At 41.3% G+C, this 21,362-nt stretch carries 14 protein-coding genes and 1 pseudogene; 5 read left to right on the top strand and 10 right to left on the bottom strand.

Going from position 1 to position 21,362, the window contains the following annotated elements; translation table 11 throughout:
* Positions 1 to 29 precede the first annotated feature (29 nt).
* Entirely contained in the window at positions 30 to 2,180 is a 2,151-nt protein-coding gene (locus H5200_RS10615) for a TonB-dependent receptor (RefSeq protein WP_182761471.1), read from the bottom strand.
* 447 nt (positions 2,181 to 2,627) lie between these two features.
* On the opposite strand from H5200_RS10615, the gene H5200_RS10610 reads away from it, so the two are divergent.
* The gene (locus tag H5200_RS10610; RefSeq protein WP_182761470.1) at positions 2,628 to 3,830 is read left to right on the top strand and encodes an MFS transporter; all 1,203 of its coding nucleotides are present in this window, start codon (positions 2,628 to 2,630) and stop codon (positions 3,828 to 3,830) included.
* 44 nt (positions 3,831 to 3,874) lie between these two features.
* Here the strand turns inward: H5200_RS10610 and H5200_RS10605 are convergent, their stop codons facing one another.
* Both H5200_RS10605 and H5200_RS10600 read right to left on the bottom strand, forming a co-directional pair.
* Positions 3,875 to 4,072 (bottom strand): helix-turn-helix transcriptional regulator, encoded by a 198-nt coding sequence (locus H5200_RS10605; protein ID WP_182761469.1) that lies wholly within the window; start codon positions 4,070 to 4,072, stop codon positions 3,875 to 3,877.
* A complete protein-coding gene (locus H5200_RS10600) occupies positions 4,069 to 4,503 on the bottom strand; it encodes a hypothetical protein (protein ID WP_182761468.1) in 435 nt (144 codons plus the stop codon). The genes H5200_RS10605 and H5200_RS10600 overlap by 4 nt, the downstream gene beginning before the upstream one ends.
* A 232-nt stretch (positions 4,504 to 4,735) precedes the next feature.
* Here H5200_RS10600 and H5200_RS10595 point away from each other — a divergent pair, with 232 nt between their 5' ends.
* From H5200_RS10595 to H5200_RS10580, 4 genes are all read left to right on the top strand, one after another.
* On the top strand, positions 4,736 to 7,984 hold the full coding sequence (locus tag H5200_RS10595) for a winged helix-turn-helix domain-containing protein (protein ID WP_182761467.1): 3,249 nt from the start codon (positions 4,736 to 4,738) through the stop codon (positions 7,982 to 7,984).
* Positions 7,985 to 8,003: 19 nt separating this feature from the next.
* Positions 8,004 to 8,399: a DP-EP family protein gene (locus H5200_RS10590; protein ID WP_182761466.1), complete on the top strand. Its 396-nt coding sequence runs from the start codon at positions 8,004 to 8,006 to the stop codon at positions 8,397 to 8,399.
* Positions 8,400 to 8,635: 236 nt separating this feature from the next.
* The gene (locus H5200_RS10585) at positions 8,636 to 9,571 is read left to right on the top strand and encodes a sensor domain-containing diguanylate cyclase (RefSeq protein WP_310737046.1); all 936 of its coding nucleotides are present in this window, start codon (positions 8,636 to 8,638) and stop codon (positions 9,569 to 9,571) included.
* Positions 9,572 to 9,796: 225 nt separating this feature from the next.
* On the top strand, positions 9,797 to 12,319 hold the full coding sequence (locus H5200_RS10580) for a TonB-dependent siderophore receptor (protein WP_182717024.1): 2,523 nt from the start codon (positions 9,797 to 9,799) through the stop codon (positions 12,317 to 12,319).
* A 65-nt stretch (positions 12,320 to 12,384) separates the two neighbouring features.
* Here the strand turns inward: H5200_RS10580 and H5200_RS10575 are convergent, their stop codons facing one another.
* The 7 genes and pseudogenes from H5200_RS10575 to H5200_RS10545 all read right to left on the bottom strand — a co-directional run.
* Positions 12,385 to 13,302, bottom strand: a complete 918-nt coding sequence (locus H5200_RS10575) for a tetratricopeptide repeat protein (RefSeq protein ID WP_182761464.1) — start codon at positions 13,300 to 13,302, stop codon at positions 12,385 to 12,387.
* A gap of 237 nt (positions 13,303 to 13,539) precedes the next feature.
* Positions 13,540 to 13,677 carry a hypothetical protein gene (locus tag H5200_RS10570; RefSeq protein ID WP_169020715.1) on the bottom strand — a complete coding sequence of 46 codons (138 nt, stop codon included), beginning with the start codon at positions 13,675 to 13,677 and terminating at the stop codon, positions 13,540 to 13,542.
* 173 nt (positions 13,678 to 13,850) lie between these two features.
* The gene (locus H5200_RS10565; RefSeq protein ID WP_182732439.1) at positions 13,851 to 15,203 is read right to left on the bottom strand and encodes a magnesium transporter; all 1,353 of its coding nucleotides are present in this window, start codon (positions 15,201 to 15,203) and stop codon (positions 13,851 to 13,853) included.
* 114 nt (positions 15,204 to 15,317) lie between these two features.
* Complete coding sequence (locus tag H5200_RS10560) at positions 15,318 to 18,401, bottom strand: efflux RND transporter permease subunit (RefSeq protein ID WP_182761463.1); 3,084 nt, start codon at positions 18,399 to 18,401, stop codon at positions 15,318 to 15,320.
* Positions 18,398 to 19,699 carry an efflux RND transporter periplasmic adaptor subunit gene (locus H5200_RS10555; protein WP_182761462.1) on the bottom strand — a complete coding sequence of 434 codons (1,302 nt, stop codon included), beginning with the start codon at positions 19,697 to 19,699 and terminating at the stop codon, positions 18,398 to 18,400. The genes H5200_RS10560 and H5200_RS10555 overlap by 4 nt, the downstream gene beginning before the upstream one ends.
* Positions 19,700 to 19,701: 2 nt before the next feature.
* A complete protein-coding gene (locus tag H5200_RS10550; protein ID WP_182761461.1) occupies positions 19,702 to 21,102 on the bottom strand; it encodes a TolC family protein in 1,401 nt (466 codons plus the stop codon).
* Positions 21,103 to 21,237: 135 nt separating this feature from the next.
* A pseudogene (locus tag H5200_RS10545) lies at positions 21,238 to 21,362 on the bottom strand (DUF1543 domain-containing protein); the annotation flags it as partial.

Genomic DNA, 21,362 nt, shown 5'->3' with positions numbered 1-21,362 from the left:
AACATCATGGCTACATTTAGGTAGTTTACTTAAAATGCGTAGCTGATACCGGCATTAACCGAGCGACCTTGTCCTGCTAATTGGCTAAAGCCTTGGCCTTGATCCACATTAAAATGGGCAATACTGACTCCGCCTAAAGGCTGCTGGTAGTATTCGTCAAGTAAATTAGTAATTGCCAACTTAACTGTTAGCTTATCCCATGTCGCCTTGGTTGCTAAATTCACTAAGCTATAGTTGGCTGATAGATTTTCAATACGACGCGGATCTACACGCGTTTTACTATCTACCCACTCCCAGCTTAATGAGTTTTGCCATTTACCGAGTTGTTGCTCAAGGGCTATTTTGCTGTGCAGTGGCATTATTTGATATAACGGCTCATCACTGTCATCACGCTCGCCATGGGTGCTAGTAAGCGCGGCGGTTAAATCCCATGTGCCTGCATTTTTACTATCAACAACACGAATAATACCTTCAAGCTTAGTGCCATAAAGTGTGGCGTCTAAATTGGTAAATTGCAGGGTATTACGCACAGTTAATGCCTTATCTGTGCGGTTAGTACTGCCAACAACAGTAACATCAATATAATCATTTACTTGGGTATACCAAGCGTTAGCTGTTATTTGCCACTGACCACCTTTTGCCGATTTAGTGTAACTGGTGCTGATGGTATGCGCGGTTTCGGCTGCTAAGTCTGGGTTACCAATATAACCATTACCATCACCAAACCAACCAATCATACTGGTCGACATTGTGCTGACACCCCAGCTATAACGTTCATATAAATTAGGCGCACGATTTTTACGTGCTAAGCCAAATTGTAGTTCATCTTCATTCGTAATTTGGTAGCGTAACAATAGGCTGGCATCCACAAGCGTGTCACTGCGCGCGCGATCCATGGCATTAAACTCTTTTGCAGCATCTTTATTTGGATCTGCCATATTCATTGCTGGCATACTTCCCATACCTGACATTCCATTCATGCCATCACCCATGTCTGAATATGGCTGCACTTCACCGGTATCCGTTTGCACATATTCAATACGCGTACCAGCAGAGACCCACCACTTGTTATTTAGCTGCTTTTGCAGCTCAGCAAAACCGGTGTAGCGGTCACGTTCACCGTCATTAATATTTACATAGTCGTTAGGCCCCATCATCATTGAGCCTTCAATCGCAGGCCACCAATCATCAATGCGGTAACCATAGTATTCTTGGCCGAGCAGTAATACAGTGTCAGCATCAAAGTCTAAACGCCAATTAAGTTGATAACTGATATCTTGCGCGTCGGTATTCATCGGCATCATGCCGGTTTTTTCAGCGCTGAAAAAACCCATTTCGTGCTTTACATCATTAAAGTTTATTTGCGCTCGAAACTCACCACTTTCAAGCTGGCGTTTATACTGAGTGACTATGCCATAACTGGTGTTATCCGTCATATCCATATATTGATTAGCAAAGCCCTGAAAGGGTATTTTTTGATGCGTTAATTTAACCACTAGCTGTTGTTTTTCATCTCGCAGCGCTGCTGTTAATGCATGATTTTGCACGCGATATAGAGTATCTAATACTAAATCACCATTACCATCGTCATAACTATCAGCGTCTTCAAAGGCACCTTGATAATTTAAACTAAAGCTGTCACTGGCAAGTCGTGCGCCAACACCAACCGCTTGCGCATTATTTACACTGCGATACTGCGCCGACACATAACCTGAATGCCACACTAACATATCACTCTCACCATATTGCGGAGCAATGGTGTTTACTACAATAACGCCGGCAATGTTATCGCCACCAGCGCTTACTGGCGAAATACCTGCAATCACTTGATAAGACGATAGCTGATTAGCCGAAATATAAGATAATGGTGGGTTCATCTGATTGCCACAGGCCGCAGTAATATCTGCGCCATCGACCAGTACTTTAACTCTATCGCCCATCATGCCATTTAATATAGGTAAACTAGAAATGCCACCTGCCGCAGAGAAATCCACCCCCAACTCAGTTAAAAGCTGTTCAGCAGAACCTAAATTTGCATGGCTGTTAACGTTTTGGCCCTGTACTTCAATCACTTCAATTGAATCATCAGCCAGTACATAAGGAGAGACTAAACTCGCAATGCAAAGTGCTAACGGAGAAAGTGCATAACGTGAATTGATAGGTGGATTGTGGTTGCTCATTTTATTCTTTAATTACAGCAGGTTTAAGATAAGCAAAGTATATAACTTGACGACAACACTGAACACGCGACAAATTGTCGCACCCCAAGCTCTGACTCGATGTTTATTGTTCTTATTTTAAACACGCTAATAACTTTTAAAAGGCTGTTAGAACACTAAAAACATAAAATAGCCACAACCACTGAAAATTTATTTTTCATCAGCATGCCGCTTAATAACCAAGGTGAATATATCAAGTCATTGAAAATTAGAACGTTCCTATTCAGCCAAAAACACTGCAATCTAAAATCGTATTTTCTGCTCTAAATACACTGTTTTTAGTGCAAGACGCTGACTTATTTTTATCATACAATCGCGGTTTAATTGGTTCTTCAAAATTGCAGTTTCCTGCTTTTTATTAAATAAATCATTCATATTTTGTCGTCAGTCTTTTTACAAGGGTTATCTATGTCACCTGAACCTAGCGTCGTGAACAATACGCTAAGCACTACCGCTATTTTGTTAGTACTTGCACTGGGTACTTTTATTTTAGGATTATCGGAATTTTCGATGATGCCGATGCTGCCATTGTTTAGCGAAACATTTGCCTCAACACCAGCACAAAGCGGTTATACCATTAGCGCCTATGCGATTGGCGTAGTGATCGGCGCACCGTTTTTTATGATCACCACAGCAAACATGCGCAAGCGTAATGCTTTGCTATTATTTGTGTCGATGATGTTTATATTTAACGGCTTAAGCGCATTTGCTAATTCGTTAGAGCAGCTTATATTATTTCGCTTTTTAAGTGGTTTACCCCACGGAGCTTATTTTGCTGTTGCCATTTTATTAGCCGCAGATATAGCACCTACCAATAAACGCGCCAGCTTTATGTCTAAAGTATTTATGGGCCTTACCATAGCAACGATTGTTGGCGTGCCTATGGTTACTTTAGTCGGTCAAAATTTTAGTTGGCGTTATTGTTTAGCGGGCACCGCAGTGCTGGCACTTGTTGCGTTAATTCTAATTGTAAAGTTCATACCAAACACAAAAAATTCAGCCCCTTCGTCGTTATTAAGCGAGTTGAGCGTACTGAAAAATAAGCTGGTTTGGTCAATTTTAGGGATCATTATTGTTGGCTTTGGCGGGGTGTTTTGCATTTATACTTATATTGCCGATACAATTTTAGTGGTCACTCACACACCAGCCTACACTATATCAATTGCAATGGTTATGTTCGGTATTGGTTGCACGCTGGGCAACTATATTTTAGGTAAGGCAGCTGATCATTCGCCCCTTAAAACCACTGGTATAGCACTTGTTGGCGCAATCGTTTTTGCTACAACTTATGTAATGGCAAGCCATAACATTTGGTTACTTTATGCGGTTATATTTTTTATTGGCTTTAGTGTCGGACTTGGCACAGTTATCCAAACTATGTTGATGGATGTATCTCCCCATGGGCACGCAATGATTGGCGCACTTGTACAATGCGCATTCAATACTGCAAATGCAATTGGTCCTTGGGTTGGCGGCTTAGCAATTGCACAAGGCGCGCAACCTAATCAAACCGGCTATGTCGCCGCAGTGTTATTTGCTGGTGGATTTATCATGTGGTTACTGAGTGCATTGCAAATGGGTAAACAAAAACCGCAACTAGTTGCCCCATAAACAGCGCTACACTCTGCGTACTTAAAGTACGCAGAGTGTAGAATTTATATCTCTTCATCTTGAAAGATATCTTCAATTTTTAATTTAAATAAACGAGCTGCTTTAAACGCTAACGGTAAACTAGGATCGAACTTGCCTTTTTCGATAGCATTCACCGTTTGCCTTGATACATCAAGTAGCTCTGCTAATTTTGCCTGAGTAAGGTCATGCTCCGCGCGCAATACTTTAAGGCGGTTTTTCATTCTTCGTCCTCAGCGCCAAGTTGTTTATTTATCACTACGACAGACACTAAATAAGTTATCCCCATAAACATCACTAAATGAGAAATCCCTTGTCGAAACGAAATTACCCCGCTCGTTTGTAATACCGAGTATGCTAAACCAAATACTAAACTCCCTCCTAAGGTAATCGCCATTGCATTTAAATGTAACCGTTGCTGCAATTCATCTAAGCCAGCTAAATGGCGTTTATTTGCCATAATCATCATAATACCTGCGCAAACATTGACCATAATTGCCACTATACTAAGTAGCGTGTTCTGCTCGCCCCACAGCAATAATGGCCCGAATGACGCAAGCGCCAAAGTTAAAACCCATGCCAGAGTCCACTTTGCTAAATAAACAGTGTTTAGTTTGTTGCGTTGTTTGAATGTTAATCCTGTTTGTTGTTTCATGCTCTCGCCTTTTTAGTCAAGTAAACTTGACTAAGTATTGTTGAGGCTCACAGAAAAGTCAAGCAGGCTTTACATAAAGTAATGTAAGATAGACATCACTTGAACTGTAACTGTTTAATAAAGCTTTTTAACGTTTAACTCAGAATATTGTATTAACTTATTGCTTGCAGTAGGATAAAACAAAGCTGTTTAAAGCAACCTCAATTTTAAAAATAACAATGATGAGCCCTGCATGCGTAAATCTGTTTTCTTTGTCGGTGAATGGCAAGTAACACCTGCCACCAATAGCTTACGACGAGGTGCGCAAGTCAAACAACTTGAGCCCAAAGCGATGGATGTTTTATTGTTATTATGCGAAAAACAAGGAGAATTAGTTAGCAGTGACGAGATCATTAACCATTGTTGGCGCACTGTTGCGGTGGGCGATAATCCATTGCACAAAGTTATCACGCAATTACGTAAAGCATTTGACGACAAAGCCAGTGATCCGCAATACATAGAGACAATCCGCAAGCGCGGCTACCGCGTTATCGCCAAAATAGAGCTGCCTCTCGATGAAGAACAAAAAGCCAGCCATATAAAATGGCAAGGCAGCTCACCCTTTGTTGGCTTAAGCGCGTTTACTCCCAATGAAGCCGATGTTTTTTTTGGCCGCAGCAAGCAAATAAACACACTATTACAACGGGTATCGGCACAAATAAGTTTTGGCCGTGCTTTTAGCTTATTGCTCGGCTCTAGTGGCTCAGGTAAATCATCTTTAGTCAATGCAGGTATATTACCGGCATTAATGAGTGAATCAGGCTTTGATGGCTTTCGGGTTGAGTCATACTGCCAACTTGATTTTGCTGATATAACTAAAGATCGGTTATTTCTCGATTTAGCCTCTACCCTACTTGATTTAGAAATCAACGACGCCCCGGTGCTTAGTGATATGAGTGCCGACACCTTGAGCGAGTTATTACAAAACGCGCCCGAGCAAGTTATTGAGGGTTGCCAAATGGCTGTAAAGCAAAGCCAAACAGCCCATATAAAACCGTATTTATTTTTATTTATCGACCGCCTTGAAGTATTACTGTCGTCGCCAGTATTTAGCGAGCAAGAGCGCAGCCAGTTTTTAACAATTATAGAGTTACTGGCCACCAGTAACTGCATGATTATATTTAGCGCCTGTCGAAATGACTTTTATCCGCAAGTGGTTAATCAACCTAGCTTAATGGCAGGCAAAGCCAATGGCGCCCATTTTGACTTACTGCCGCCAACTCGCGCTGAATTAAAACAGATGATCCGCCTGCCAGCTTTAGCCGCAGGGCTTAGTTGGCAGCTTGACCCTGAGCACCAAACACCACTGGATGAAATGCTCTGTAACGACACCGCCAATAACCCCGATGCCCTGCCAATGCTGCAATACACTTTGCAACAACTGTACTTACAGCGCAGCGAAAACGATGAGCTATTAGTCTCTGAATATCAAGCATTGGGCGGTATTGAAGGCGCGATTGGTAAAAAAGCCGAGCACGTTTTTACACAACTGCCCAAGCAACAACAATCCCAGCTGAGCTTGGTATTATCAAAACTCATTACCCTGCACGCTGATGGCGAAACCCTCACCAGCCGCGCAGCCCGTTGGGATGAACTCACCACCCCAGCACAAACACAACTTGCACAAGCGATGGTCGATAGCCGCTTATTTGTGTCGCACCTTAAAAACGAGCAAGCCTGTTTTAGTTTGGCACACGAAGCGCTACTACGTCAGTGGCAACGTGCCATAGACTGGATAAACCAACACCAACAAAGCTTAGCCATTAAAAGTCGCTTGCAAATCGCCACCGAGCGCTGGTTAAACGAGCAAAAACATGCCGACTTTTTATTAGCGCAGGGCAAGCCATTACAAGAAGCACAAAGCCTGATAAATAACGTTATGTTTAGCCTCAGCGCTGCTGAACTAAGTTTAATTAAAGCATCAAACCGCAGGGCAAAACGTAAAAAAAGAGTGTTACAAGCCACCGCGGTTGCCCTTATTTTACTCAGTTTTATAGCCACCTTTATGAGCGTACGCAGCTACCACGCTGAGCAAGTCGCGCAGCAAAAACGCTTAGAAGCCGAAAGCCTACTTGGCTTTATGGTGGGTGAATTTGCCGATAAACTGCGTAGCGTTAAACGTATGGATTTGCTCGATGGTATTAGCAATAAAGCGCTGGAGTACTTTACCAATCAAGCAGAAGAGCCCAGCTCTCTTTTTAGTTTTAACGACCAAAAAAAAGAATTTAACAACCGCTTTCAATATGCACAAACCCTTGAGGCAATGGGGGAAGTCGCCTATTCCCGCGGCAAAACCAGTGAGGCCTATACCGCGTTTGAAAACGCCCGCACTCGCCTTGAAGCACTCTTAAAAATACAACCAGATAATTTAGAACTATTAACGCTTGCGGGCGCAAATGCTTTTTGGTTAGGCCAGCTTCATTATGATAAAAGTGATTACGCTGCCACAGAGCCAATGTTTAAAAAATACCACGCTTATAGTGAAACAATGTATTCATTAGCACCCAATGACTTTAACTCCATTATGGAGCTATCGTATTCACATAACTCATTAGGCTCCCTGTATTTAAATCAATTTAACTACCAAGCCGCAAAGCAAAATTTTACACAGTCGCTAGCTCTAAAAAATAAAGCCCTTGAACTGAAACCCAACAATAAAAATTTGCTACGCGATAGGGCCGATACTCTTAGTTGGCTTGCCAGTACAGAGGAAAAATTAGGAAACTTTAATGATACGCTTACTATGTTTAATAGTGCAGCGAACGAACTAAGTACCATGCTGAGTAAGTACCCTAATGACGCTAGTTTATATAAGGGGCTTGCGTCAAATTACATACAACAAAGTTATTTGTTAAGTTACTTTACTGACAAAAGCGCAGCTTATAAAAAAGCCGAGCAAGCAACAAACACGATTAACCTTGCTCGTTTACAAGACCCAGAAAACAACCAATTTCAACGTTCCTATTTTCGCTTTTTAGCTTTGCAATTAGCGTTATCTGATGACAAAAAAATCAATAGTAAAATAGACGAAATACTGAGTTTTATAGCTCAAGAGAAGTTTAACAATACAGTAATAATTAATACCCAAATAAGCTTGATTGAGTATTTTTTACAACGAGGCTTTTACGAAAAAGCTAAAACACTGTTAATAGCACTTGAACAAAGTGACGATTATAAAGAGCAAGTAAATCGACTTAATGAAAATGATTCGGGGTCAATTTTAGCAATAGTAAATTTAATTAATGCTAAACTAACCTCAAATAAAGAAGAAAGAAAAATATATTGCCAAAATGCACTCATTGCTTTGGGAGATAAAAAAAATAAAAGCATATATCATACCTTCCCTCTTATTCAAGCGCATATTTGCTTAAATAAAGAAGCCGAGATTACAGAATTAAAAAACAGCCTAATTAATTTGGGCATCAGTAACTTTGAACTATAACAATCGAAAAGGAAAAAACATGCTTCCAACTTTAACGCCATATATATTTAACGTAGACATTACTATAAACGATAATGACGAAGCCATAATAACTTACTATGAAAATGACAAAGTAGTGAGCGGTGGTGGCAGCGTTGTAGATGCCAACTCAATTGGCCTTTATATTATTAAAAATCATCCTAGCAATGAAGGCATCACGTTTTTTGATGTAGAGTTCTCTGAAGTTGAAGGCTTTGAAGAGTCTTGCGCTAAAGAAGACTTTGCAGGCGCATTAATAAAAGGGGGGAGAGCCATTTGTGTTTATGATTCAAATGAAAATACTGGCCGTACTTGCATGCGTTTTGTAGTAGAACGTGACGGTAAAACTTATAAAAGCCCAGACCCGCAAGTAGAAAACGATAGAAAACCTAACTAAAACAAGCTAATAATGCCTGAATACTTTGCACAGGTTAGTTAAAACCTGTGCAAATTTAAAAACAAAACAATAAAAATCAACATGTTAAAACCAGAAGATTACCAGAAGGTTTATTTGCACTTTTTTAAGTAAATTTATAGACACCAAAAACGTATAGCAAAGCGTAGGGATCAAACGTGTCTAAGCAAACAAATACTAACAACCATACACTTAATGCAAATAAGCAATCAGCTGCTATTGGCAAAACCCTTTCTGCCTGTCTTTCTCACTTACAGTTTGGTGCCTTGATTGAACTGTTTAATGGTACCGCCGAAGGCATTTTTGTTATCGATGAGCAAGGCACGTTTGAGTTTGTTAACCCGATGGCGGCGCAGCTTTTAGGTGACTCTCAGCAGTCGCTGATTGGGCAAAGCTTGCTACAATTTTTACACGAAACTGATCGTGATAAATACATGTATACGTTACTAAACTGGTTAGATATAAAAGATACTCGCCTTAACTTTGGTCCTAATGAAGTAAAAATAAATAAAGCGGATGGCAATATAATTGAGGCCGACTTATCTATTTCTAATATGCCTTCAAGCATTGCGTCAGCGCAAAAACTTTATGTATGCATATTACATGATTTAAGTATTCACAAAGCAATATATAATAAATTAAAAGTACAAGCATCAACAGATCATTTAACTGGGCTTGCTAATCGCTTCACGCTAGATGAATCATTAAAACAATACTGGCAAGAAAGTATTCAAAGCCACCAGCCATTAACTAGTATATTAATTGATGTCGATCATTTTAAGAGGTTCAACGATACCTACGGCCATATTAAAGGCGATAAGTGCTTACAAAAAATAGCCAAGGTTATTTTGCAATGTATACCATCAAGAGATTGTTTAGCCGCTCGCTATGGCGGTGAAGAATTTGCTGTTATTCTGCCACGTTGCAACCGTGATAGTGCCGCCGTTGTTGCCAGACATATTCAACAACAAATTAATGCGATGTCATTTACTGATATTGGCCTACCGCCAGAAGTTAAAGTAAGTGTGAGCCAAGGTATTGCCTGCGAATTTGATAACCAATACCGCACCTGCGAAGCGCTAATATGTGCCGCTGATACGGCTTTATATAGAGCAAAATCTGACGGCAGAAATAAAATTAGTATTAGTGCTTAATACGCTATAACGGTAAATAATTTGTCTATCAGTTACAGCTCGCTATTACTTTTTGCAGATAGAACTGCAACTTGTAAATAAAACACACTAACAGTTACATAAGACGCAAAATATTAACAATTAAGGTACATTGCTACTATGGTATTCTGATCTATTCTTTGTTGAGTAAACATTTTATTAGTAAAATGTTGTTGGTTAAAATCAACATACTCAAGGGATTACTATATGGCTAACTTAAAAAAACTGCCCCTACATTTAGCAATATGCAGTACATTTGCTTTTCAAGTAAGTGCCATTGCAGCAGAGCAACCAACTAGCGAAAACGAAGTAAAAGATATTGAAGTTATTTCGGTCACCGGCACACGTCGTAGTTTACGCAGCCTGTCGGAAAGTACAGTTCCTGTAGACTTGCTAACCAGTCGTGATCTAGCAACCACAGGCCAACTAGAAATAAGCCAAGTGCTTGCAGCCCAATTACCTAGCTTTAACTACCCAAGTGCAACCCTCGCTGATGGTACTGACCATGCAAAACCTGCAGTATTAAGAGGCCTAGCTCCCGATCACACCTTAGTACTTGTCAATGGTAAACGCCGTCATTCTGGTGCTTTATTAAACTTAGGCGGCACCGTTGGCCGCGGCTCTACTGCCGTTGATTTAAATAATATTCCAACCTCTGCAATTAAACGTGTTGAAGTACTGCGTGATGGTGCAGCTGCGCAATATGGCTCAGATGCCATTGCTGGTGTGATTAATATTGTACTCAAAGATGCCGATGAAGGCGGTAGTGTAAGCTACACCTATGGTGAGTACGACACACAAATGGCGGGCTCTCCTCAGTTACTCAGCACCAGTGCTGATGCGCAAGGTAATTTAAGCTTTGCCAAAGGCGAAGACCGTAAAGTAAACGATGGTATTACCCGAACTGCAAGTGCCAATGCGGGCTTTTCGCTTAGCGAGAATGGCTTTATCAATATCTCAATTGAAACCCGTAACAACGAGCCAACTAACCGCTCAGGTATTGATGAGCGAGAACAATATAATCGTGATGAAAACGGCGCGCTTGATCCAAAAGAGCTGACGTTTGACCGTTATAATCACCGCTTTGGTAAAGCCGATGTTGAAGATATCGCGCTATTTTATAATCTTGGCTACGACTTTAGTGATGACTTATCACTTTACTCTTTTGCCAGTTATTCAAATCGTAAAGGTAACTCAGGCGGTTTCTATCGTCGTGCCAAAGACAACCGTAATTTGCCAAGCGTTTATCCAGATGGGTTTTTACCAAACATTGACACTGATGTTGACGACTATTCGTTTGCTATCGGTTTAAATGGGGTTAGTAATGATTGGACATGGGATATCAGCACTAATTATGGTCGCAATGATTTTGCCTTAGGTGTTAGCAATAGCATCAATACCTCTATGGGTGCTAACAGTCCGACAGAGTTTGATAATGGCGCATTAGTGTATGAACAATTCCTTGTTAACATGGATGCCAGCAATAGCTTTGACTTAGGCTTACCTGATGACGTGTTTGTTACCATTGGTACTGAATATCGCCATGAAAACTACCAAATCAAAGCCGGTGAACAAGCTTCGTATTTAACGGTACTTGATGCACAAGGCGTACCTGTTGCCGCCGGTGGTGCACAAGTTTTATCAGGTTTTTCACCGGATAGTGCAACTGATAAAAGCCGCCATAACATTGCTCTATTTGCTGAATTTGATACCTACCTCACTGAAAATTGGAATGCTGTGCTAGCAGGTCGATTTGAAGACTATAGTGACTTTGGCAGTACTTTTACAGCGAAACTTGCCAGCCGCTATAGCATTACTCCTTCATTATCGTTACGTGGTGCTATCAGTAGTGGTTTTAGAGCACCGTCTCTTGCACAAACGTCTTATAAATCAGTCAGCACTGTATTTGAAAATGGCGTACCTAGAGAAGTCGGATTATTTCCAAGTAGTGAGCCTGCTGCCAAAGCGCTTGGCGCAAAAGATTTAGACGCTGAAGAGTCTGTCAATATGACCGCTGGTTTTATCTTCACAGAAGGTAATTTTAGCTTCACGCTTGATGCTTATCGTATCGATATTGATGATCGCATTGTGCTTTCTGAAAACTTAGAAGGCCCTGCTGTTGAAGCTATTTTACAACAAGCCGCTGAGCTTAATACCCAAAGTGTGCGCTACTTTACCAATGCTATCGATTCGCGTACTCAAGGGGTAGATATTGTTGCCACCTATTTACTTGGTTTAGCTGACTATGGTGACTTACGCTTAAGTGCCGCTGTAAACTTTAACGATACAGAAGTTACTCATGTGAAAGACAATCCACCGGAACTGGAAGCGTTAGGTGATGAATATCAATACTTTGCACGACGTGAAATTTCTCGATTCGAAAAAGGCACACCAGCAGATAAATGGAACCTGTCTGCAACATGGGATTATGAAAATATTCAAACCACGCTTCGTGCAACACGCTATGGTGAAGTAGTTGATACCTCAAGTAGTGCTGAGGGTGATGAGCTTCTAAAAGCAAAGTGGCTCACCGATATTGAAGTAGCGTATCGTCCAACTGAGCAATGGAAACTTGCTTTAGGTGCTAATAATCTATTTGATCAGTACCCGCAAGATACGGTAAGTAATATTGGTTATAGTGATTTTAACCAAATTTTCACTTACAGCGGGTTCACGCCATATAGTTTAGATGGCCGCTTTGTTTATGCGAATGTAGCGTTTAGCTTTTAATTAAACAAATAACTACGGCCCATATAAATATGGGCCGTCTTATCGAGGGTGCATAGTTACAATCGCTACAAAGTTAAGGCTTTAGCTAATTGTTCATAGACTATTTTATGGTTACGATTTAAGTCACTCACTTTAACCGCTTTAAACCACTTAATGGCCTGCTGATTATCTTTTGCTTGCCAGCATATTTCTGCCAGCCTTAATGTATGCGAAGCTTTGGTAATATCATCGCTGCCATCGACCATATAACTTAACGAGTCAACATAATACTTAATGGCAAGGTCATACTGTCCGAGCAATTGATATGTACGCGCTAAATTCCCTTGTGCAACAATAATTTTGCCTTGATGCTGAGTTGGAAGTATCCAATCGAGTGCTTTTTTTCTACTATCTCTGGCATTTTCTAAATCGCCAAAAGCATGATAAATATTTGCTTTATTGGAATGTAATTCAAAATTAAAAATTGGGTCTTTACTCTTGCCAAACTTTCGTTCGGTTTCGAGTAGCATTTGAAAAGCGGATTCTTTATTACCAAAAACATACTGCAAATTGGCTAACTCAAGCATTCGCATTGGATCTGCAAACGCGTCGTACATCAACTGTATATCTGTAAGAGCCTTATTAGCATAGATTTCTGCAAGCTCATCATCCTCAGAGTAACGTAAGGCTTTGGCATAATAAAAGTAAACTTGGACTTTAAATACTTCAGGTAGATCATCTCGTTCTGCGAATGGCTCAACAATGATTTTTAAGGTTTCATAATCACTTTTATCGTAATAATAATCAAATAAGTAAGACTTGGCTTTGTACCACCGAGAAGAATCTAGCTCTGATTTCTCTATACGTTCATTAATATAAACTAAGCAGTCTTTCTCTGGCTGCTGTAAGCAGAATTGTTCGTGATCACTAAAGTGTTCAGACGCATTAGCTAGCGTAGAGAAAATAAAGATAAAAATAGCGACTATGAAGTGATTTTTTATCATAAAGTTTAAGTAAACGCTTAATGCTGTAAAGGATATACATAGATTAAAACATATTTGCATAAAATTATTAACAAATATTATACAAAAACAGATCGTTACGTACTAAGAGTGGGGATAATAAACTGGCTTAGGCAATTACAAAAATATTTTATAATTGCCTAAGCATTTGAAAGGTATATATACCTTTACTGATGGCGCTGAATAACTGGTCGCACAGCAGTATTTTTGTATGCTAAATTAAGCTGCTTTTTTCAGCGCTTTTTTAAGCTTACCTATTTTGGCTTTTTGTTTTGCGACTTTATCTTTACGAGCGCTGATTTCTTTTTTAATCGATTTTACTTCTTTACTGATTGCTTTAGCTGGTTTCTTTGACATTGAGTATTTCCTTTTTAATTATGTAGCTCGCTACTGCGAGAGTTGTACTTTATGATAAAAAAGAACCAGATGATACGCGCCAACCAGTTCTTCACTAAAGGTTCACACAACAGAAATAAAACTGAAATTAATCAAATACCTGTAAAAGTTATCATACTGCGTACACTAAAATACTAAAGTAGTAATAAACTACCTAACCCTAAGAAAGTGACAAAGCCAACGATATCGGTCACTGTTGTCAAGATTACTGAACCTGACAGTGCCGGGTCGATTTTCATTTTATCTAAAATCGAAGGGATCACCACGCCAGACAAAGAGGCTGCAATTAAATTAAGCAAAATAGCCACTGTAATAGTGATACTGAGCATCACATCACTAAACCAGAAATAGGTAAGCACACCAATTACCATAGCCCACACACAGCCATTTACAGCCCCTACCCTAAGCTCTTTTTTAAGTAACGCCTTACGGTTTGAGTCGGTTACCTGACCAAGCGCTAAACCGCGCACGATTACGGTAAGTGTTTGACTACCGGCAATACCGCCCATTGATGCAACTACCGGCATTAATACTGCCAATGCAACTACTTGCTCAATGGTTGCGCCAAATAAGCCAATAAACCAGGATGCTAAAAATGCGGTTGCTAAATTAATGCCTAACCAAATACCACGGTTTTTCGCACTTTTTCGTACGCTGGCAAATAGATCTTCGTCTTCGCGTAAACCACCCGCTTTTGCCGCTGCTTCATCGGTGACCTCTTGGCGTAATTCATAAGCTGAGGTAACTTTTAATCGCCCCAGTAACTTGTTATCGACATTGACAACGGGCATTGCCATTTTTTCACTGTGGATCACCACTTCCGCGGCTTCGTATAGGTCATCGTCAGCATGCAGTGAGGTGATATCGTGATCAGCAAAACTTAATAAGGTATCTGAATCCTTAGCTTTAAATAACGTGTTAACCGATACCTCACCAATTAGCGTGCCTTTGCGGCTTACTAAATAAATAACCTCGGTATATTGCGGTAAGCCTTTTTGCAGGATTTTTCGTGCGCCACCGACCGTAAGTTTGTCTGAAACCTTAAGTGAATCAAAATCAAGCCAGTGACCAAGTTGCTCTGGCAGATACTGCTGCGCTAATTCATATTGCTTGGTTTGTACTTCATCAAGTTGACGGCGAGCGTATTCAACAAAGCGCTCAGGGATCACTTCTTCAAGTTCAAGTAACTCAGCAACGCTTACTTCATCAAGTAATTTAAAACCGTCATCTTCATCGAGTGTTTGTAATAGCCAACGACAGCTATCGGCGCCTAAATTAATGAATATTTCGTGCTGGGTGTCTTCATCTAATAATTGCCAAATATCAATACGCTGATCTTTTGGTAAGGCTTCAAATAATAACGATAAATGTTCTGTCGAGAGTATTTCTTTGGCGTCAGCTAACAGCTTATTTTTACGTTCTGTGGTATCACATTGTAAAAGCTCGTCAATAAGCTGTGGGAGTTGATCAATCGGGTATTCAATCATGTTGAAGCCTTTGAATTTAACTACTTTGTGATTAGTTTACCTCAGCTTGAAAAAATAGTTTGAGAAATTTTGCGTGTATTCCCCACAACCTAATAGATTGTGGGGAATAACTTTTTATTTAAACCAGCCTTGCAGGCGCTCCATCAACAAGTAGTTAACTGGCACTAGCAACAAGGTAATAAAGGTCGCAAAAATAATTCCAAAACCAAGACTCACCGCCATCGGGATCAAAAATTGCGCTTGTGTTGCCTTCTCAAACAGTAGCGGCATTAAGCCTATAAAGGTCGTTAAGCTGGTTAACATCACAGGACGAAAACGTGATGCGCCCGCCATTTTTACCGCCTCCAGTAAATCCCCCCCTTCACTGCGTTTTTTATTAATAAAATCAACCAAAACGAGTGAATCGTTCACCACTACACCAATTAAGGCTAGCATGCCGAGTAAGCTCATAATGGTCAGTTCCATGCCCATGATCCAATGCCCTATTACCGCGCCTATCATGCCAAATGGGATCACACTCATAACGATCAATGGCTGCAAGTAGGATTTAAATGGGATTGCTAATAAGCCGTAGATAATAAAAAACACAAAAACCAATGCCCATGCAAGTGAACCAAATGACTCTCGCTGCTCTTTGGCTTCGCCTTCGAGTGAGTGACTTACACCAGGGTATTGCTGTACAAGCTCATCTAGGTAAATTTTTAAGTCAGCTTGGAGCACCGTCATATTGGTGTTTTCTTTTTCAATATCAGCGGTAACATTCAAAGTACGGTAGCGATCAATGCGATTTATCGACGAAGGACTTTGCCCTGGCACCAGCTTAGCTACATGCGATAAAGGCACAGTGCCGCCATCGGGTAGATTGATTAAAATATCTTTTAGATCCGCCACTGAGCGGCGCTCTTCGATTGGTAAACGCACCATTACTCGCACATCATCGCGGCCACGTTGAATACGCTGAGCTTGCGCTCCAAAAAATGAATTACGCACTTGTTGCGATACATCAACACGATTCAACCCCAGTGCTAGGCCTTGCTCTGTTAGCTCTATTTGTAGCTCTTCTTTGCCATCAGACATACTATCAGCAATATCAAATACCGTTGGGTATGTCGCTAACCGCGCTTTGACATGATCAGCCACTTCTTGCAATGTTGTCAGTGAGGTTGCCGTTAACTGTACGTCAATCGGATCGGAACTACGGCCAATTTCGGCTCTAAAAGTTAAGCTTTCAGCGCCAGGTATAATACCAATTAAATCGCGCCATTCGCTGGCAAGCTCGCGCGAGCCAATATCTGAGTCGCGGCTTTCAGCGGGTGTTATTTCAAAACGAACACTGCCAGAGTTAGACGCGCCACCGCGCCCGCCGGTAGTAGCAAGTATATTTAAAATAACACTTTCACCCGTCTCTTCATCGCGGTACTTATCTTGTAATTGGCGAGCTTTATCCGACATATCAATGACATATTTATTAGTCACTTCAAACGGCGTACCCGTTGGTAAGGTTAAGTTAACCCGCACTGTTTCACTTGGAATACGTGGGAAGAAAATAAACTTAGTCCAGCCACTGGTGATCATAGTTAAAATGATCAAGAAAATACCAACAAACAAACTCACCGTTGCAAGTTTATGGCGTAAAGCGAGGTTTAAAATGGGCTGATAGTATTTTAAGATTGCATGCTCAAAACCATCGGCAAAACGTTGTTGGAACTTATCAAATTTTGAGGGCTCGCCTTTTTGATGACGTAATTTTATGTATTTTAAATGCGCGGGTAACACGAACTTAGACTCAATTAACGAGAATAATAGCACGGGGATCACCACCACTGGAATTTGCGCAAATAACGCGCCACGGCCACCTTCAATAAACGCCAAAGGTAAAAAGGCCGCAACTGTCGTTAATACGCCAAACGTTACCGGCGTTGCCACTTCTTGAGTACCGCGAATAGCCGCTTGTTCACCTGATTCCGCCGTTTTTAAATGGGTATAAACATTTTCACCAGTAACAATGGCATCATCAACAACAATTCCCAGAACTAAAATAAAACCAAATAAACTCATAATGTTCAGTGTTACACCAAACAATGGCATGGCTAAAAAAGCGCCCATAAACGATACTGGAATACCAATGAACACCCAGAATGCGATGGCCGGTCGTAAAAATAACGTCAGTAAAGCCAACACTAAAATGCCGCCTTGTAAGGCATTAGTGGTAAGCGTGGCAATACGACTTTTAACCAGTTCTGAATCATCATCCCAGTAACTCAGCTCAAACCCCATCGGCAGATTTGTTTGCTGGTTTTCAATGAACTCTTTTACTTCATCTGCCACAGTAATAGCGCTTTGCGGGCCAATTCGGTATACGTCAATAAACGCAGCTTGCTTACCGTTAAAGCGGGTACGCACTGGCGTTTCTTCAAAGTCATCGCTGATTTTAGCAATATCGCCTAAACGAATAATAGTGCCATCGCTTTGATGCTTTACCACTACTTGGGCAAATTCGTCTTTGCGATAAGCTTGCCCTTTAGAGCGAATGAGTACGTCGCCGCCTTCGGTTTTTAAATTCCCTGCGGAGATGTCAGAGCTAGAATTGCTAATGGCCCGCGAAATATCACTTAAACTTAAACTATATTGGCGTAACGTATCTTGGCTGACTTCAATGGCTAACTCGTAATCGCGCACGCCACTTAACTCAACCTGCGTAACACTTGGTAAACGCAGTAATTGGTCTCGAACTTGTTCGGCGTATTCACGGGTTTCTTTTTCACCATAATCACTAGCAACGGTGACCGCGATGACTTCACGCTTGCGCTCTGCAAGGGCTACAACGGGCTTTTCGGCATCAACAGGAAAGGTATTGATCGCATCGACCCGGCTTTTTATATCAGCTAATAACTCTCGCGGATCATAGCCACTTTCAACTTCAATACTAACCGAGGCGGAGCCTTCAGAGGAGCGACTTGAGATCTGTTTGATCCCTTCTAAATCTTGCACTGATTCTTCAATACGGATGGTCACCCCTTGCTCCACATCTTCAGGTGTTGAGCCACGTAATGATACGCTAACGCTAATGCGATCGGTTTCAAATGAAGGAAATACTTCAAGCGGTATTTGCGTGGTTAAACTAAATAAACCCGCAAATACAATGCTGATCAGCAATAAATTAGCTGCAACATGATTTTTGGTAAACCAAGCTATCATGGTTTATCTCCTTGCGATCTTGCTGCACGGCGTTTTTCAACTAACTGCTCAACAGTAATACCTTGTTTTTTAGCCATCTCTTCGAGCTGCTCACGACTTGGGCGCTGTTTTTTCACAGGTTCTGTCGAGGTTGCAGGTTCACCCATTACTTTAACTCGCGTACCTGAGCTCACCTGACCAAGCGGTGTGAGTACCAACTGTTCACCAGCCGTTAAACCACTGGCAATAATTCCTTGCGTCGCGTTTTGCCATGCTAAGCGAATCTCTTTACGCTTAAGTACGCCTTGCTCAACAACATACACATAGCTGCCTTGATAAATGGTGCTGTTAGGAATAACCAATACATCGTTTACCTGTTTGCCGCTGATCTGCGCTTTAATATATTGCCCTATCTTAATTGGATATTGGTTTTGCGCCGTTGCTTTGTATGGATCATTAATTTGTGCCACCACGTACAGTTGTTGGGCGCTTTCATCAATAGCTCCTTCGGTACGCGAAATTTGCCCAAGCCAACTTTGCTTGCCGACTAAGTCTGAAGTGAAATGCACCGCAGATCCGAGTGCATTTTTTTTCCCATCACGATATTGCTCTGGTAAGTTTATAAATGGCAAATCTTTATTTTTGATTGGCAGACGAATTTCCACACTATCAATGGCATAAATCGTTGCAAGCTGAGTATTATTAGACACTACTTGGCCTAGATCAACACTGCGACTGAGTACACGACCGGCATAAGGAGCTGTAATTTTAGTACGCTCTAAATCAAGTTCAGCTTTTTCAAGTTGCGCTTGAGCTGACAACACTTGTGCTTGCGCTGCAGCTAATTGTGGTTCGCGCAACACTAAGTTACTCGCTTGTGCACCATTACCTAAACGCTGCCAGTCAACCAAAGCTTGACGTCCACGCGCTTGCTCTTCTTGTAAGCCCTGTTGCGCAGTTAATAAGTTTGCTTGTGCGGCTTTTACTTCAGCGCGGTGATCCCTATCATCAAGTTGCAGTAACACATCCCCTTTTTCAAAAAAGCCCCCTTCGCGAAACTGCTCACTAACCGCAATGATTTGCCCCGATGCTTGAGCAACTAAGCCACTTTGCGTGCGTGGTTTTACGGTGCCAAAACTATCAATCATCACTTGGTATGATTGCGGTGTTAGTAACTGCACTGCCACACTAATTTGTGCTTTAGGTGGCGCTGCAAAACGATTAGCTTGCGGCGGGTTACCTTGAATAAACATAACGATTGCTGCGGTTGCTGCAATCACTACGGCTGGGATCAATATTTTTCTGGTTTTTAAGTTCATAGTTATTGCTCTGTTGATGCGTTGGTTGGCTGTGAAAAATCGCCACCAAGGGCAATATGAAGATTTATACGGTTAATAATAAGTTGGTTTTTAATTTCGATGACAGAGCTTTGTGCATCAAAAGAGCGGTCTTGTGCATCTAATACGGTGGTGTAAGTGACTAAACCACTTTGATATTGCTCAAATGATAATTGCTCTGCTGCAATAGCATTTTCTTGCGCTTTAAGCGTAGCCTGGTAGCGTTGCTGCAATGATTGCTCTTGCGAAATAGCTTGTTCAACATCGTTAAAAGCATCATACAAACTCGCTAAATAGTTTTGCTCTTGGCTAAGTACTGCTAATCGTGCAGCTTCCTCGTTTGCTTTTAGCCTACCGGCATCAAACAGTGGCATAGAAATGCTACCAACCAACGACCATGCCAGGCTTGACGGAGAAAACAAGTCGCTTACTCGGTCTGTGCTATCACCTAACGTTGCTGATAAATCTAAGCTGGGAAAACGTTGTTTATGGGCATAGGCCAAATTAGCATCGGTACTTAACAGTTGATACCAACTGGCCATTAAACTTGGTTTACGGGTGATCAATTCTGACGGTAAACCTAATGGAATAGGCTTATCTAATAATGGGAGCTCGGCCTCGACAGTTAAGGCGCCTTTGGGATAATCTCCAGTTAGCCGTTCAAGTGTTCGAATAGCTTGATTTAATGTCGCTTTTTGCCCGGCAATTCGCGAGCGTTCAGTATTTAGTTCATTACGCGTTAAATACACATCTAACGCAGCATTTAAACCTTGGCGATAACCCGATTCAATAATTGCCAAATTTTGCTCAGCGTTTTTTTCACGCTGTTGATACAGTGCCAATAGCTTTTGCGCACTGATGACATTAAACCAGCCGCTGACTACATCGCCTACTAAGCGCTGTTTACTTTGCTCAAAATTGGCTTGCTCTGCTAAAAATTCAAGGTTAGCTTGACGCTGCGCATCAGATAACTTACCCCATAGATCAATTTCGTAGCTGAGGGTTAAATTTGCCGAACTGGCATTATTGTAACTAACTGGGCGATTATCTTTGCTGCGATTCGTCCGCGAAGATAAATCCAAGCTCGGCCACAACGCGGCGCCTGTGGCAATTAGCTGCTGCTGTTTAATAGCAACATCATAACCGGACTGCAAAATTTGCTGGTTATTTGCTAATGCCTGTTCAACTAGAAAAAAAACTTGTGGGTTTTCTAGCTGCTGCAGCCAATTATCTTCAACCTTTAATGCAGACGTAGTCGCTTGTTGCCAAAGCTCTGGGGTATTTGCGATATCTTGCGCACGTTCAGTAGGATTGAGCTGATTGCTGCATGCACTGAGCAGCAACACACTCACCGCCACTAAACTCGGCTTAAGTTGCCAAATCATATAAAAACCTGAATTACTGCTATTTATGAGTGTAATTCAAGCACCAGTGCAGCAATAGCTCAACTGACTTTACATAACATTACACATGCTTAAAGGAAACAGCGGTGAAGCGCAGGTTTTGTGGGATTAAAGGTTTAGTAAATCCTCTTTTGCTCTTTGTTTAGCTTCGTCGCTACTACTTGCTACATATAACGCAAAGTCATGCTGCTCAGCTAAGCTATCAGCACGATACGCTCCTAAATTTACAAAGTATAACTGCT

Origin of the sequence: Pseudoalteromonas sp. SG43-7, from assembly GCF_014164295.1 — a bacterium.
In the GTDB taxonomy this organism is placed as follows: Bacteria; Pseudomonadota; Gammaproteobacteria; order Enterobacterales; family Alteromonadaceae; genus Pseudoalteromonas; species Pseudoalteromonas rhizosphaerae.
The sequence above is the reverse complement of the archived record's forward strand: the minus strand, read 5'-3'. Positions and strand labels throughout refer to the sequence as shown.

Bases quoted from the DNA above. Each gene is read 5' to 3' on its own strand.
- H5200_RS10615 (WP_182761471.1), bottom strand. From the start codon at position 2,180: ATGAGCAACCACAATCCACCTATCAATTCACGTTATGCACTTTCTCCG.
- H5200_RS10610 (WP_182761470.1), top strand. From the start codon at position 2,628: ATGTCACCTGAACCTAGCGTCGTGAACAATACGCTAAGCACTACCGCT.
- H5200_RS10605 (WP_182761469.1), bottom strand. From the start codon at position 4,072: ATGAAAAACCGCCTTAAAGTATTGCGCGCGGAGCATGACCTTACTCAG.
- H5200_RS10600 (WP_182761468.1), bottom strand. From the start codon at position 4,503: ATGAAACAACAAACAGGATTAACATTCAAACAACGCAACAAACTAAAC.
- H5200_RS10595 (WP_182761467.1), top strand. From the start codon at position 4,736: ATGCGTAAATCTGTTTTCTTTGTCGGTGAATGGCAAGTAACACCTGCC.
- H5200_RS10590 (WP_182761466.1), top strand. From the start codon at position 8,004: ATGCTTCCAACTTTAACGCCATATATATTTAACGTAGACATTACTATA.
- H5200_RS10580 (WP_182717024.1), top strand. From the start codon at position 9,797: ATGGCTAACTTAAAAAAACTGCCCCTACATTTAGCAATATGCAGTACA.
- H5200_RS10575 (WP_182761464.1), bottom strand. From the start codon at position 13,302: ATGATAAAAAATCACTTCATAGTCGCTATTTTTATCTTTATTTTCTCT.
- H5200_RS10570 (WP_169020715.1), bottom strand. From the start codon at position 13,677: ATGTCAAAGAAACCAGCTAAAGCAATCAGTAAAGAAGTAAAATCGATT.
- H5200_RS10565 (WP_182732439.1), bottom strand. From the start codon at position 15,203: ATGATTGAATACCCGATTGATCAACTCCCACAGCTTATTGACGAGCTT.
- H5200_RS10560 (WP_182761463.1), bottom strand. From the start codon at position 18,401: ATGATAGCTTGGTTTACCAAAAATCATGTTGCAGCTAATTTATTGCTG.
- H5200_RS10555 (WP_182761462.1), bottom strand. From the start codon at position 19,699: ATGAACTTAAAAACCAGAAAAATATTGATCCCAGCCGTAGTGATTGCA.
- H5200_RS10550 (WP_182761461.1), bottom strand. From the start codon at position 21,102: ATGATTTGGCAACTTAAGCCGAGTTTAGTGGCGGTGAGTGTGTTGCTG.